The organism is Streptomyces sp. Edi4, from assembly GCF_040253615.1.
In the GTDB taxonomy this organism is placed as follows: Bacteria; Actinomycetota; Actinomycetes; order Streptomycetales; family Streptomycetaceae; genus Streptomyces.
In genome coordinates this window covers 5,368,762-5,383,342 of sequence record NZ_JBEJGY010000004.1, presented here as the reverse complement: position 1 = coordinate 5,383,342, position 14,581 = coordinate 5,368,762, and the positions used below count along the sequence as shown (strand labels likewise).

The 14,581-nt window shown below is 67.6% G+C and carries 11 protein-coding genes; all 11 read right to left on the bottom strand.

Annotation, left to right across the window (positions count from 1 at the left end; all coding sequences use genetic code 11):
- Nucleotides 1-442: 442 nt before the first annotated feature.
- The 11 genes from ABR738_RS26575 to typA all read right to left on the bottom strand — a co-directional run bounded on the left by ABR738_RS26575 (nt 443) and on the right by typA (nt 14,474).
- Nucleotides 443-1,474: an ABC transporter ATP-binding protein gene (locus ABR738_RS26575; protein ID WP_350232469.1), complete on the bottom strand. Its 1,032-nt coding sequence runs from the start codon at nt 1,472-1,474 to the stop codon at nt 443-445.
- Nucleotides 1,467-2,441: an ABC transporter ATP-binding protein gene (locus tag ABR738_RS26570; protein ID WP_350232468.1), complete on the bottom strand. Its 975-nt coding sequence runs from the start codon at nt 2,439-2,441 to the stop codon at nt 1,467-1,469. Before ABR738_RS26570 ends, ABR738_RS26575 begins: the two co-directional genes overlap by 8 nt.
- Nucleotides 2,442-2,452: 11 nt before the next feature.
- Nucleotides 2,453-3,427, bottom strand: coding sequence for an ABC transporter permease (locus tag ABR738_RS26565; protein WP_350232467.1), 975 nt, complete (start codon nt 3,425-3,427; stop codon nt 2,453-2,455).
- A complete protein-coding gene (locus ABR738_RS26560; RefSeq protein ID WP_350232466.1) occupies nt 3,420-4,343 on the bottom strand; it encodes an ABC transporter permease in 924 nt (307 codons plus the stop codon). The genes ABR738_RS26565 and ABR738_RS26560 overlap by 8 nt, the downstream gene beginning before the upstream one ends.
- 21 nt (nt 4,344-4,364) lie before the next feature.
- Complete coding sequence (locus tag ABR738_RS26555) at nt 4,365-5,993, bottom strand: peptide ABC transporter substrate-binding protein (protein WP_350232465.1); 1,629 nt, start codon at nt 5,991-5,993, stop codon at nt 4,365-4,367.
- Between the two features lie 186 nt (nt 5,994-6,179).
- Nucleotides 6,180-7,313 carry an ABC transporter ATP-binding protein gene (locus ABR738_RS26550; RefSeq protein ID WP_350232464.1) on the bottom strand — a complete coding sequence of 378 codons (1,134 nt, stop codon included), beginning with the start codon at nt 7,311-7,313 and terminating at the stop codon, nt 6,180-6,182.
- On the bottom strand, nt 7,306-8,337 hold the full coding sequence (locus ABR738_RS26545) for an ABC transporter ATP-binding protein (protein WP_350234757.1): 1,032 nt from the start codon (nt 8,335-8,337) through the stop codon (nt 7,306-7,308). Before ABR738_RS26545 ends, ABR738_RS26550 begins: the two co-directional genes overlap by 8 nt.
- A 77-nt stretch (nt 8,338-8,414) precedes the next feature.
- Complete coding sequence (locus ABR738_RS26540) at nt 8,415-9,359, bottom strand: ABC transporter permease (protein WP_350232463.1); 945 nt, start codon at nt 9,357-9,359, stop codon at nt 8,415-8,417.
- On the bottom strand, nt 9,352-10,266 hold the full coding sequence (locus ABR738_RS26535; RefSeq protein WP_350232462.1) for an ABC transporter permease: 915 nt from the start codon (nt 10,264-10,266) through the stop codon (nt 9,352-9,354). Before ABR738_RS26535 ends, ABR738_RS26540 begins: the two co-directional genes overlap by 8 nt.
- A 164-nt stretch (nt 10,267-10,430) precedes the next feature.
- A complete protein-coding gene (locus ABR738_RS26530) occupies nt 10,431-12,062 on the bottom strand; it encodes a peptide ABC transporter substrate-binding protein (protein ID WP_350232461.1) in 1,632 nt (543 codons plus the stop codon).
- 504 nt (nt 12,063-12,566) lie between these two features.
- Nucleotides 12,567-14,474 carry a translational GTPase TypA gene (typA, locus tag ABR738_RS26525; RefSeq protein WP_350232460.1) on the bottom strand — a complete coding sequence of 636 codons (1,908 nt, stop codon included), beginning with the start codon at nt 14,472-14,474 and terminating at the stop codon, nt 12,567-12,569.
- Between the last annotated feature and the right edge of the window lie 107 nt (nt 14,475-14,581).

Below are 14,581 nucleotides of genomic sequence, written 5' to 3'. Positions count from 1 at the left end.
CCCGCGGGGGCCTGGCGCCGCCCTTCACGCGCGGGCCGCACGTGGTCGCTCGCGCAGTTCCCCGCGCCCCTGCGGGGGCCTGGTGCCGTCCCTCGCGCACAGGACGTGCGTGGTTGCCCGCGCAGTTCCTCGCGCCCCCAGGGGGTTGGCCCCGGGCTGTGCGGAGTGCGCGCCCCGTGCTTCTGGGAAAGTGAGCGACGGCGCAGCCGAGCTCTTCAGGGGCGCGGGGAACTGCGCGAGAACCACGCACGGCCCGCGCGCAGAGGGCCGCACCAGGCACCCCAGGGGCGCGGGGAACTGCGCGAACGGCCCCCGCCGGCCCGCAGGCGAACCACCCACCGCGACGCGCAGCCGAGCACCCCCCAAAGGGGCGCGGGGAACTGTGCGGGCAACCACGTACGATCCGCGCGCGGAAGGCGGCACCAGGCACCCCGGCCAGGAGCTAGCCCCCCGGAGGGACCACCCTTTTCTCCTCCGCGAAGTGGCACGCGGAGGGATGCCGGGCCGGCCCGGACGCCAGACGGAACTCGGCCGGCACCGCGAGCAACGGCACCTCCCGCGCACACCGCTCCCGCGCCTTCCAGCACCGCGTACGAAAGCGGCACCCCGACGGCGGGTTGGCGGGCGAGGGCACATCCCCGGTGAGAATGATCCGCTCACGCACCTCCCGCGCCGCCGGATCCGGCACCGGCACCGCCGACAGCAACGCCTGCGTGTAGGGGTGGGTGGGATGCTCGTAGATCTCCTCGTCCCGCCCGATCTCCACGACCCGGCCGAGGTACATCACGCCGACCCGGTCGGAGATGTGCCGCACGATGGACAGGTCGTGGGCGATGAAGACGTAGGAGAGGGAGAACTCGCTCTGGAGGCGCTCCAGGAGGTTGACGACCTGCGCCTGCACCGAGACGTCGAGCGCGGAGACCGGCTCGTCCGCGACGATGATCTCGGGCCGGAGCGCGAGCCCCCGCGCGATGCCGATGCGCTGGCGCTGCCCGCCGGAGAACTGGTGCGGGTAGCGGTTGATGTACTCGGGGTTGAGGCCGACCACGTCGAGCAGGTCCTGGACCTTGCGGCGCCGGTCCCCCTTCGGCGCCACCTCGGGGTGGATCTCGTACGGCTCCCCGATGATGTCCCCGACCGTCATGCGCGGGTTCAGCGAGGTGTACGGGTCCTGGAAGACCATCTGGATGTTGCGCCGGACCGCCTTGAGCGCGCGCCCGGACATCGTGGTGATGTCCTCGCCCTTGTACGAGATCCGCCCCGCCGTCGGCCGCTCCAGATTGACCAGCATCTTGGCCACCGTCGACTTGCCGCACCCCGACTCGCCCACGATGCCGAGCGTTTCGCCCGCCGCGACGTCGAAGGACACCCCGTCGACCGCCTTGACCGCCCCGATCTGCTTCCTGAACAGGACGCCCTGGGTCAGCGGATAGTGCTTGACCAGGTCCCTGACCTCCAGAATGGCCTCAGCCATCAAGGGTCTCCTTCCAGAAGAAGCACGCGCTGCGCCGCCCGGGACCCACGTCGAACAGCGGCGGCACCTCGGTGCGGCAGATGTCCTGGGCCATCGGGCAGCGCGGGTTGAAGGCGCAGCCCGGCGGGATGTGCGTCAGGTTGGGGGGCAGGCCCTTGATCGCGTACAGCTCGCGCCCCTTCTGGTCCAGGCGCGGGATCGAGGCGAGCAGGCCCTTGGTGTACGGATGCGCGGGGGCCCGGTAGATCTCGTGCACGGGGGCGTGCTCGACGATGCGGCCCGCGTACATCACCGCGATCTTGTCCGCGACGTCGGCGACCACGCCGAGGTCGTGGGTGATCAGGATGAGCCCCATGTTCAGCTCGTGCCTCAACTCGCCCAGCAGGTCCATGACTTGGGCCTGCACGGTGACATCGAGCGCGGTGGTCGGCTCGTCCGCGATGATCAGTGAAGGCTCCAGGGCCATCGCCATCGCGATCATGATGCGCTGGCGCATGCCACCGGAGAACTGGTGAGGGTACTGGCCCACCCGCTCCTTCGCCGCCGGGATGCGCACCCGGTCCATCAGCTCGACGGCCCTGGCCCGGCCGTCCTTGCGGGAGGCGCCCCGGTGGACGATGAACATCTCCGCGAGCTGGTCGCCGACGCTGAGCACCGGGTTCAGGGAGGAGAGCGCGTCCTGGAAGATCATGGCCATGTCGGAGCCGCGGATCTTGCGCCGCTCGTCCTCCTTGGTCTTCAGGAGGTCCGTACCCTTGAAGACGATCTCGCCGCCCGCGATCCGCCCCGGTGGCATGTCCAGGATCCCCATCACGGCCTGCGCGGTGACGGACTTGCCCGAGCCCGACTCGCCCAGCACGGCGAGGGTTTCGCCCGCCTCCACCGAGTAGGTGACCCCGTTGACGGCCTTGGCGACACCCTCGCGCGTTCTGAACTCGACCTGGAGGTCGCGTACTTCGAGCAGCATGGCCGGTCTCCTCATCGCAGCTTGGGGTCGAGGGCGTCGCGCACCGCGTCGCCGAGCATGATGAACGCGAGCACGGTCAGGGCCAGCGCGCCGGCCGGCCAGAGCATCATGTGCGGGGCGTTGCGGATGTACTGCGAAGCGGACGAGATGTCGATGCCCCAGGAGACGGTGGGCGGCTTGAGGCCGACGCCGAGGTAGGACAGCGTCGCTTCGAGCGCGATGTACGTACCGAGCGCGATCGTCGCCACGACGATCACCGGGGCGACGGCGTTCGGCGCGATGTGGCGCAGCAGCATCCGGGAGTTGGAGGCTCCGAGCGCGCGGGCCGCCTGGACGTAGTCGTTCTGTTTGGCGGTGATGACGGAGCCGCGCGCGATGCGGGCGATCTGCGGCCAGCCCAGCAGGATCATGAAGCCGATGACCGGCCAGACGGTGGAGGAGGTGACCACCGACAGGAAGACCAGACCGCCCAGGACCACCGGGATGCCGAAGAAGATGTCGGTGACGCGGGAGAGCAGCGCGTCCCAGCCGCCGCCGAAGAACCCGGCGAGACCGCCGACGAACGAGCCGAACAGGGCGACGCCGACGGTGGTGCACACGCCCACGGTGACCGAGGTGCGCGCGCCGTAGACGGTCCGCGTGTAGACGTCGCAGCCCTGCCCGTTGTAGCCGAAGGGGTGGCCCGGCTGGGAGCCCTCCTGGGCCTTGGCGAGGTCGCACTGGAGCGGATTGCCACTGGCGATCAGCGAGGGCCACAGGGAGATGACGACCAGGAAGAGGATGACGAGCCCGGAGATGAGGAAGACGGGGTTGCGCCGCAGGTCGCGCCAGGCGTCCGACCACAGCGAGCGCGCCTTCTCGGTGGGGCCGGTGCCCTGCGGTCCGCCCGGGGTGCGCTCCAGCGTCGTCGCCTCGCTCGCCGCGAGGTCCATCGCCCCGCCGGCGCCCGTACCGGCGATCGCTCCTTCGTCGTACGGCTCAGGCATAGCGGATCCTCGGGTCGAGTACGGCGTACAGAAGGTCGACGATGAGGTTGGCGATCAGGAAGACGAGCACGAGCACGGTCACGAAGCCGACCACGGTCTGGGTGCTCTGGCGCAGGATGCCCTGGTAGAGCTGGTAGCCGACGCCGTGGATGTTGAAGATCCGCTCGGTGACGATCGCGCCGCCCATCAGGGCGCCGACATCCGTGCCGATGAAGGTGACCACGGGGATCAGGGAGTTGCGCAGCAGGTGCCGGGTGATCACCCGGTGCCGGGGCAGGCCCTTGGCGACGGCCGTGCGGACGTAGTCGGCGCGGGAGTTCTCGGCGATCGAGGTCCGGGTGAGCCGGGTGACGTACGCCAGCGAGACGGACGCCAGCACCAGGCCGGGGACCAGGAGTTCGTCGAACGGCGCCTCCGGCGAGACGGTGGGTCTGACGACCCCCCACTCCACGCCGAGGAACAGCTGGAGCAGCAGGCCCGTGACGAAGACGGGGATGGCGATGACGATGAGGGTCAGCATCAGGACGACGGTGTCGACGGGCCGGCCGCGCCGCAGCCCGGTGATCACGCCGAGGCTGATGCCGATGACGATCTCGAAGACGATCGCCACGACGGTCAGCCGGATGGTGACGGGGAAGGCGGCGGACATCAGCTCGGTGACCTTCTGCCCGTTGAACGCGGTCCCGAAGTCTCCGGTGAACACGTTCCCCATGTACGTCAGGTACTGCTGCCACACCGGCTTGTCGAGGCCGAACTCCTTCTCGAGCTGCGCCGCGGTGGCGGGGTCGCACGCCTTGTCGCCGCACAGGCCGGCGATCGGGTCCCCCATGACGTTCACCATGAGGAAGATCAGCAGCGTGGCCCCGAAGAAGACCGGGATCATCTGGAGCAGACGCCGGATCACATACCGTCCCATCGGGCCCTCCGGGGATCGACGTCAGCTGACCTTGATCTGGTCGTAGACCGGGACGCTGAACGGGTTGAGCGAGACGTTCGAGACCCGCTCGGAGTAGCCCGCGCTGCCGTTCTGGTACCAGAGCGGAATGGCCGCCATCTGGTCCCGTACGACCCCTTCGGCCTGCTGGAAGTCCGCGACGGCCTTGGCCTTGTCGGTCTCCGCGTTGGCCTGGTCGACGAGCTTGTCGAACTCGGCGTTGGTCCACTTGCCGTCGTTGGAGGAGGCTCCGGTGTAGTACAGCGGCTGGAGGAAGTTCTGGATCAGCGGGTAGTCCATCTGCCAGCCGGCCCGGAAGGGGCCGCTCATCTTGGACTGGGTGATCTGGCTGCGGAAGTCGGCGAAGGTGCCGACCGGGCCGCCCACGCACGCCTTGTCGTTGCCGAGCGCGTTGTTGACGCTGTTGCAGATGGCGTCGACCCACTCCTTGTGCGAGCCGGTGTCCGCGTTGTACGTGATCTTCAGCTGGCCACCGGGGATACCGCCCGCCTCGGAGATGAGCTTCTTGGCCTCGGTGGGGTTGTAGGTGCAGCCGTCGCCACAGAGCCCGGCCTTGTAGCCGCCGGCCGTGCCGAGCACCGGGGAGGTCCAGTCGGTGGCGGGGGTGCGGGTCTTCTGGAAGATGGTGTCGGTGATCTGCTGCCGGTTGATCGCCATCGAGATCCCCTTGCGGACCTTGACGGCGTCCGGGGTGTTCCAGGCGGCGTCGTAGTAGGGGAAGGCGAGCGTCTGGATGATGCCGGCGGGGGTGTTGATGTACCGGTCGCCGAGGTCGGCCTTGACGTTCTTGAGCTGGGAGGCGGGCACGTCGTCGACCAGGTCGAGGTTGCCGGCCGTCAGGTCGGTGTAGGCGGTGTTGTTGTCGGTGTAGACCTTGAGGTCGATGCCGCCGTTCTGCGCCTTGTCCGCGCCCATGTACCCGGCCCATTTGCGCAGCGCGAGCTTGGAGCCCTTGGTGTAGGAGTCCACCAGGTAGGGGCCGTTGCCGATGGGTTTGGACAGCCAGGCCGCGTGATGGTCGAAGAACGCCCGGGGCAGCGGGGCGAAGGCGGGGTAGCCCAGGGTGTCGGGCCAGGTGGAGAACTTCTGGTTGAGCTTGACCGTGAAGGTCTTGTCGTCGACGACCTTGAGCCCGGACAGAGTGTCGGTCTTCGCGCTGCCGCTCTTGGGGTGGATCTGGTCGTACCCGTCGATGTAGGCGAACATCGAGGCGTTCTTCTGGTTGTTCTTCAGGTTGGCGCCGTAGTTCCAGGCGTCCACGAAGGACTTGGCGGTGACCTTCTCGCCGTTGGAGAACGTCCAGCCGTCCTTGAGGGTGACGCGGAAGTTCTGCGAGTCCGAGGTGTCGATCTTCTGGGCGAGCATGTCCTTCGCCTCGCCGGTCTTCGGGTCGTACCGCTTGAGCCCGCGCATCAGCATGTCCAGGACCTTGCCGCCCTGGACCTCGTTGGTGTTGGCCGGCTCCAGGGGGTTCTGCGGATCGCCCCAGGAGGAGCTGACGATGCCGTCGGCGCCACTGCCGCCGCCGCTGCCCCCGCCACCGCAGGCCGTCGCCGCCAGGGCGATGGCCACCACACCTGCGGCCCACTTGGCGTGCGTGGCTCCGCGCATGGAGTCCTCCCAGAGTCCCATTCGAGTCCAAGTCACACTCAGGCCCACATATCACCCCAGAAGTGCGCGTACCGCACGTCGGCCGAGGCCGTACGGGCGCACAGACGGGTGGGCCCGCAGTTCCGGTGAAGGAACCGCGGGCCCACCCGTATGACGCTGTGTTCAGGCCGCGTCGACGCCACGCTTCTAACCGATAAGAGCAGCCTTCTCCTCGGCGAAGTGGCACGCCGACTCGTGCGCCACCGGGCTGTCCAGACCCTGGAAGCGCTCCGGGATCGCGAGCAGCGGCAGCTCGGTCGCGCAGCGGTCCTGCGCCTTCCAGCACCGGGTGCGGAAGCGGCAGCCCGACGGCGGGTTGGCGGGCGAGGGGACGTCACCGGTGAGGATGATCCGCTCGCGGTGCTCGCGCGCGTCCGGGTCGGGGACCGGGACGGCGGAGAGCAGCGCCTGGGTGTAGGGGTGCGTCGGGTGCTCGTAGATCTGCTGGTCGGTGCCGATCTCGGCCATCTTGCCGAGGTACATCACCCCGACCCGGTCCGAGATGTGCCGGACGATCGACAGGTCGTGCGCGATGAAGAGGTAGGAGAGGTTGAACTCGTCCTGGAGCTTCCCCATCAGGTTGATGACCTGCGCCTGGACGGAGACGTCCAGGGCGGAGACCGGCTCGTCGCAGATGATGATCTCGGGGTGCAGGGCCAGGCCGCGGGCGATGCCGATGCGCTGGCGCTGACCGCCGGAGAACTGGTGCGGGTAGCGGTTGATGTACTCCGGGTTCAGGCCCACGACGTCCAGGAGCTCCTGGACCTTGCGCCGCCGGTCGCCCTTGGGAGCCACCTCGGGGTGGATGTCGAAGGGCTCCCCGATGATGTCGCCGACCGTCATGCGCGGGTTCAGCGAGGTGTACGGGTCCTGGAACACCATCTGGATGTTGCGGCGGACGGCCTTCAGGGCGCGCCCGGACAGCTTGGTGATGTCCTGGCCCTTGTAGAAGACCTCGCCGGACGTCGCCTGCTCCAGCGTCATCAGGAGCTTGGCGACGGTCGACTTGCCGCAGCCGGACTCGCCGACGATGCCCAGGGTCTCGCCCTGGTACAGGTCGAAGGAGATGTCGTCCACGGCCTTGACCGCGCCGACCTGCTTCTTGACGAGGATGCCGCTGGTCAGCGGGAAGTGCTTGACCAGGTTGCGCACCTGGAGGATCGGCTCGCCCCGGTCGACCCGGGCGTCCAGGATCGCCTCGACCTCGGAGGTCGTCGAGGCGTCCTGCTGTACGACGTCGGTGACGTTCGGGGTCTCGTCCGTCTTCTTGAGCTCAGCCATCGATCGTCTCCTTCCAGAAGTGGCAGGCGCTGCCGCGGCCGGTCAGCTCGGTGCCGTCCCGCTCGGTGACCGGGAGGAGCGCCGGGATGTCGGTGCGGCAGATGTCCTGCGCCATGGTGCACCGGGGGTTGAACGCGCAACCCGAGGGCACCTTCAGGAGGTTGGGCGGCAGGCCCTTGATCGCGAAGAGCTCCTGGCCCTTCTGGTCGAGCCGCGGGATCGAGGCCAGCAGGCCCTTGGTGTACGGGTGCGCGGGACGCTTGTAGATCTCGCGCACCGGCGCCTGCTCGACGATCCGGCCGGCGTACATGACCGCGATCTTGTCCGCGACGTCGGCGACCACGCCGAGGTCGTGGGTGATCAGGATCAGACCCATGTTGAACTCGCGCTGGAGCTCCGCGAGCAGATCCATGACCTGGGCCTGGACGGTCACGTCGAGCGCGGTGGTCGGCTCGTCCGCGATGATCAGGTCCGGCTCCAGGGCCAGCGCCATGGCGATCATGATGCGCTGGCGCATGCCGCCGGAGAACTGGTGGGGGTAGTCGTTGACCCGGGCCCTGGCGGCGGGGATCTTGACCCGGTCCATCAGCTCGACGGCCTTGTCCTTGGCCGCCTTCTTGGACAGGCCCTGGTGGACCCGGAACATCTCGCCCAGCTGGTAGCCCACGGTGAGCACGGGGTTGAGCGAGGAGAGCGCGTCCTGGAAGATCATCGCGATCTTCCGGCCACGGATCTTGCGGCGCTCCTCTGCGGACATCTTCAGCATGTCCTGGCCGCGGAAGAGGATCTCGCCCTGGGGGATCCTGCCCGGCGGCATGTCCAGGATGCCCATGATCGCCTGCGCGGTCACGGACTTGCCGGAGCCGGACTCACCGAGGACGGCGAGGGTTTCGCCGGCGTTCACCGAGTAGTTGACTCCGTTGACCGCCTTGGCCACGCCCTCACGGGTGTGGAACTCCACGTGCAGGTCGCGCACTTCGAGCAGCGGGCCCTTGTGGTCGTCCTCGCCCCGGGGCGCCGGGATGGTGGCGGTGTTGGTGGTCTTGGCCGTGTTGGCCGTGTTGGCCGTGTTGTCGCTGATGCTCACGTCGTATGCCCTCCTCAGCGCATCTTCGGGTCGAGGGCGTTACGGACGGCTTCGCCGAGCATGATGAACGCCAGAACGGTGATGCTCAGCATGATCGACGGGTACAGCATGATGTGCTGCGCCGTACGGATCTGGGCGATGCCCGCGGAGATGTCCACACCCCAGGAGATGGCCGGGGACGACAGGCCGAGTCCCAGGTAGGACAGGGTCGCCTCGGCCGAGATGAAGACACCCAGCGAGATCGTGGAGACCACGATCACCGGGGCCATCGCGTTCGGCAGGATGTGCCGGAACAGGATCCGCGAGGTGGACGCGCCCAGCGCCTTGGCGGCGTGCACGTAGTCCGACTGCTTGATGGTCAGCACCGCGCCGCGCATGACACGGGCGGTCTGGGTCCAGCCGAGGAACGCCAGCGCCAGGGACACCACCCACACCGAGCGAGAGGTGAAGGACTGAAGGACGACCATCGAGCCGAGCAGGAAGGGGATGCCGAAGAAGACGTTGGTCACGAAGCCGGAGAGCAGCGCGTCCAGCCAGCCGCCGAAGTAGCCGGCGACGAGTCCGATGAGCCCGCCGATTACGGTCACGAGCAGGGTCACGGAGATGCCGACGATGATCGAGGCACGGGTGCCGTGGATCAGACGGGCGTAGACGCTGCGGCCCTGGCCGTCGTAGCCGAGCCATTCGGGCGAGCCGACCTTGCTGAGCTCCGGCTTGCCGAGGTAGTGGTGCACCAGGTCGCCGGTGGTGGGCGAGGCGCTGGTGAACAGCGTCGGGAACGCCGCGATGATCAGCAGGACAAGGATCAGCACGGACGCCACGAGGAAGTACGGGTTGCGCCGCAGGTCGACCCAGGCGTCGCCCCACAGGCTGCGGGTCTTCTCGGACTTGGGGGCGGCGGGCGGGACGGCGGGTCCGGCCTCGTCGGCCTCCGGAGCGGTCTTGATCAGGTCAGGCATACCGGATCCTCGGGTCCAGGACCGCGTACAGCAGGTCGACGAGCAGGGCCATGACGAGGTAGACGATCACGAGGATGGTCACCAGACCGACGAGGGTGGTGCCCTCGCGCCGGACGATCGACTCGTAGATCAGTCCGCCGACGCCCTTGATGTTGAAGATGCTCTCGGTGACGACCGCGCCACCCATCAGCGCGCCGAGGTCGGTGCCGAGGAAGGTGACGACCGGGATGAGCGAGTTGCGCATCAGGTGGACGCCGATGACGCGGCTGCGCGGCAGTCCCTTGGCGACCGCCGTGCGCATGTAGTCGGCGCGCAGGTTCTCGGCCATCGAGGTCCGGGTGAGCCGGACGACATAGGCGAGCGAGAGCGAGCCGAGGACCATCGCGGGCGCGATCAGTTCACTGGTGTTCTCGTCGAGGCTGACGTTCTCGACGCCGAAGACACCCGTGACGATGTTGCCGATCACGAAGACCGGGACCGAGATGATGATCAGCGTGAAGATCAGGATGGCGTTGTCGGCCAGCCGTCCGGCGCGCATGCCCGCGAAGATGCCCAGGCCGAGGCCGGCGACGATCTCGAAGACGAACGCCAGACCCGCCAGACGCAGCGTGACGGGGAAGGCGCCGCTCAGGACGTCGGTGACCGGCCGCCCGCTGGCGATCTGGTTGCCGAAGTCGAAGTGCAGCACGATGCCGGACATGTAGTCCCAGTACTGCTTCAGGACGGGTTGATCAAGACCGAGGTCGTGTCTGATCTTCGCGACGGTGGTCGGGTCGGCGGCCTTGTCGCCGAACAGCGCCGCGACGGGGTCGCCGGGCAGCGTGTAGACCATGAGGAAGATCAGCAGAGTTGTCCCGAGGAAGACCGGGATCATCTGGAGCAGTCGTCGTGCGACATAGCGCCCCATCGTGCCTCCATAGAAGTGGCAGCGGCAGCCCACGGGCCCTCCCGTGGCCCGCGCCTGACGGCGCGGGGTGTCGTGGAAGGGCCCGGGCCACAGCGTACGGCCAGGTGCGGGACCGGATCGTGGTCGCGGTCCCGCACCGCGTGCGAACTACGCTTCGGTGATGACTACTTCTTGTGAACCTGGATGTCCGTCAGGATCGGGTCACCCTGCTGGTTGTAGTCCACGCCGGAAACCGCCTGCGAGTAGCCGGCGTTGACCTTGTAGTACCAGAGGGGGATCGACGGCATGTAGTTGACCAGGTCCTTCTCGATGTCCTGGTACTGCTTCACCGAGTCGTCCAGGGACGCCGCGGAGTCCGCCTTGGCGATCTTCGCATCGAGGTCCTTGTTGGAGAACCCACCCTGGTTGCCGCCCGCGTCCGTACGGAACAGGTCGCTGATGAAGTTGGCGTTCACCGGGTAGTCGAGCACCCAGCCGGAGCGGTAGAGCGACTTGACCTGCTTGCTGTTCCTGGCCTGGTTGTCGGCCTGGAAGTCGGGCTTGCTGTCGCCCGTGCACTTGACGCCGGTGGCCTGGGTGATGCTGTTGCAGACAGCCTCGACCCACTCCTTGTGGCCGCCGTCCGCGTTGTACTGGATGGTGATCGCGCCGTTGGGGACGCCGCCGCCCTCGGTGATGAGCTGCTTGGCCTTGGCCGGGTCGTACTTGGTGATGTCGCCGGCGGCGTTGGGCTGGTAGCCCAGGACGCCCTTGGCGACCCAGCCGGTGGCGGGCTCACGGGTGCCGTTGAGCACGGTCTTGGTGATCGTGTCCCGGTCGATCGCCATCGAAAGGCCCTGGAGCACCTTCGGGTTGACCGTCTTCCACTGGTCCGTGTAGAACGCGACCGCGATCGTCTGGATGGCCGAGTACGGCTTGTCAACCGCGCGGTCGCCGAGGTCCTGACGGTACTTCGGCAGGTCCTTCGGGCCGATCTGGCGCAGCACGTCGACGTTGCCGGCCTTCAGGTCCTGGTAGGCGACCTCGAGGGTGGTGTAGTTCTTGAAGAGAACACCACCGTTCTTCGCCTTGTCCGGGCCCTTGTAGTCGTCGTAACGGACGACCTTGATCTGCTTCTTGTGGTCCCAGCTCTCGAACTTGTAGGGGCCGTTGCCGATCGGGTGCTCGCCCGCGGCCTTCGGGTCCTTGAAGAAGGAGTCGGGCAGCGGCGAGTAGGCCGTGTAACCCAGCTTGTACGCGAAGTACGGCAGCGGGGCGTTGAGCTCGATGGTGAACGTGTTGTCGTCCACGACCTTCAGACCCGACATGGCGTCGGCGGTGGGCTTGGCGCCCTTCTCGGCCGGGTGGACGTCGGTGTAACCCTTGATCGCGTCGAACCACGACGAGTTGATCTGGTTGTTGTTGACGTTCGCGGCCCAGTTCCACGCCTTGACGTAGGAGTTGGCCGTGACCGGCGTCCCGTCGTGGAACTTCCAGTCCTTCTTCAGCTTCACGGTCCAGGTCTTGCTGTCCGGGCTGGTGACGGACTCGGCGTTGACCATCGTGAGCTTGCCCTGCGCGTCGTAGTCGACGAGCTGGGAGAAGATCGAGTTGACGGCGAGGCTGCCGTTCGACTCCTGGGTGTCCGACGGAATCAGCGCGTGCTCCGGCTCACCGAGCTCCACGGAGAAGATGCCGTTCGGGTCAACCGCCCCCTTGGCCCCGCTGTCGCTCTTACCGCCACCGCCACAAGCGGTCGCGGCCAGGGCGATGATTGCCGCTCCCGCGACCCACTTGGCGCTCGTAGCACCACGCATGGGTTTCCTCCTCATGAGTCCACTTGTCACTACAAGAAGGGCACTTCTACGCGCGCTGACACCCCTGACAGCGCTGGTACGTCAAGTGCCCCGAGTGTGCTCGTGAGTCGGCACTCCCCACAGTGCGTGACCCATTGACCCGAGCTCAATGGAGCCAACTATTAAGTACGGCCGGGCTGTAAACCACACTTAAAGGGTCTCGTTTTGACAACATCAGTACCGGGCAACGGCCCGAAATCCGGACAAAATGAGCACAGACAGACACCCGCGAAACGGACCGTTAACGCATCTTCCGGAGAGCGACGGTCGATATCCGAACAGGATGCCCCTTAAAACAACTTGACCCTAGGGCCTCCCCCGCCCACTCCCGGGCTCTTTGGACAGTCCTTTGAACTCGATCACCCGCCGGGGTGGACACGGCCGTCCAAACCTCCCGGCGACGCCGAAGGGCCCGGCTTCGCGGCGTGTGCCGGGAAGCCGGGCCCTTCGGGCGCGGAAGACGCGTCAGTTGCGCTTGGCGCGCGAGGCGGTGCGGCCGCGCTCCTTGGCGTCCAGGACGACCTTGCGGATGCGCACGGCCTCCGGGGTCACCTCGACGCACTCGTCGTCGCGGCAGAACTCCAGGGACTGCTCGAGCGAGAGCTTGCGCGCCGGCACCACGTTCTCGGTGTTGTCGGCGGAAGCGGCACGCATGTTGGTGAGCTTCTTCTCCTTGGTGATGTTCACGTCCATGTCGTCGGCGCGCGAGTTCTCACCGACGATCATGCCCTCGTAGACCTCGGTGCCGGGCTCGGTGAACAGCACACCGCGCTCCTGGAGGTTGATCATCGCGAAGGGGGTGACCGAACCGGCGCGGTCGGCGACGAGCGAACCGTTGTTACGGGTCGTCAGGGTGCCGAACCACGGCTCGTGACCCTCGTGGATGGAGTGGGCGATACCGGTGCCGCGGGTGTTCGTCAGGAACTCCGTACGGAAGCCGATGAGGCCGCGCGAGGGCACGACGAACTCCATGCGGACCCAGCCGGAGCCGTGGTTGGACATGTTGTCCATGCGGCCCTTGCGCACGCCCATGAGCTGCGTGACCGCGCCCATGTGCTCCTCGGGGACGTCCACCGTCAGGCGCTCGACCGGCTCGTGCACCTTGCCGTCGACGAGCTTGGTGACCACCTGCGGCTTGCCGATGGTCAGCTCGAAGCCCTCGCGGCGCATCTGCTCGACGAGGATCGCGAGCGCGAGCTCACCGCGGCCCTGGACCTCCCAGGCGTCCGGACGCTCGGTGTCCAGCACGCGCAGCGATACGTTGCCGATGAGCTCGCGGTCCAGGCGGTCCTTGACCTGACGGGCGGTGACCTTGCGGTCCTTGACGGTCGCCTTGGCGTCCGCGCCCTTGCCGGAACCACCGCGGCCGACCAGCGGCGAGGTGTTGGTGCCGATGGTCATGGAGATGGCCGGCTGGTCGACCGTGATCAGCGGCAGCGCGATCGGGTTCTCCGGGTCGGCCAGGGTCTCGCCGATCATGATGTCGGGGATGCCCGCGACGGCGCAGATGTCACCGGGGCCGGCCACCTCGGCCGGCTTGCGGGTCAGAGCCTCGGTCATCATCAGCTCGGTGATGCGGACGTTGGAGATCGTGCCGTCCCGCTTGATCCACGCGACCGTCTGGCCCTTGCGCAGCTCGCCCTGCTCGACGCGGAGCAGCGCGATGCGGCCGAGGAAGTTGTCGGCGTCGAGGTTGGTGACGTGCGCCTGGAGGGGGGCGCTCTCGTCGTACTCGGGGGCCGGGACGCTGGAGAGGATCGTGGAGAAGAACGGCTCCAGGTTGTCGCTGTCGGCCGGGACGGTGCCGTCCTCCGGCTTGGTCAGCGACGCGACGCCGTCACGGGCGCAGGCGTAGACGATCGGGAACTCGATCTGGTCCTCGTCGGCGTCCAGGTCGAGGAAGAGGTCGTACGTCTCGTTGACGACCTCGTCGATCCGGGAGTCGGGGCGGTCCGTCTTGTTGATGCACAGGATGACGGGCAGGCGCTGCTGAAGGGCCTTGCGCAGCACGAAACGGGTCTGCGGCAGGGGGCCCTCGGAGGCGTCCACGAGCAGGACGACCGCGTCCACCATCGAAAGACCGCGCTCGACCTCGCCACCGAAGTCGGCGTGGCCCGGGGTGTCGATGATGTTGATGGTGATGACGTCGCCGCCATCCTTGGGGTGGTACTTGACGGCCGTGTTCTTGGCCAGGATCGTGATGCCCTTCTCACGCTCCAGATCGTTGCTGTCCATCATGCGGTCGTCGAGCGACTCGGCGGCGTGCGCGGCGAAGGCGCCGGCCTGCTTGAGCATGGCGTCGACCAGCGTGGTCTTGCCGTGGTCGACGTGGGCGACGATGGCGACGTTACGGATGTCGTGGCGCGTGGGCATACTGACTGGCGCTTCTCTCGATCGTGGGATCAGGCGTCTGACGCGGTCGAGTCCTCGTCCGCCCGCCGGGCAGACAGGCCACGGCTGCCTCCCATGGTACGGGGCGG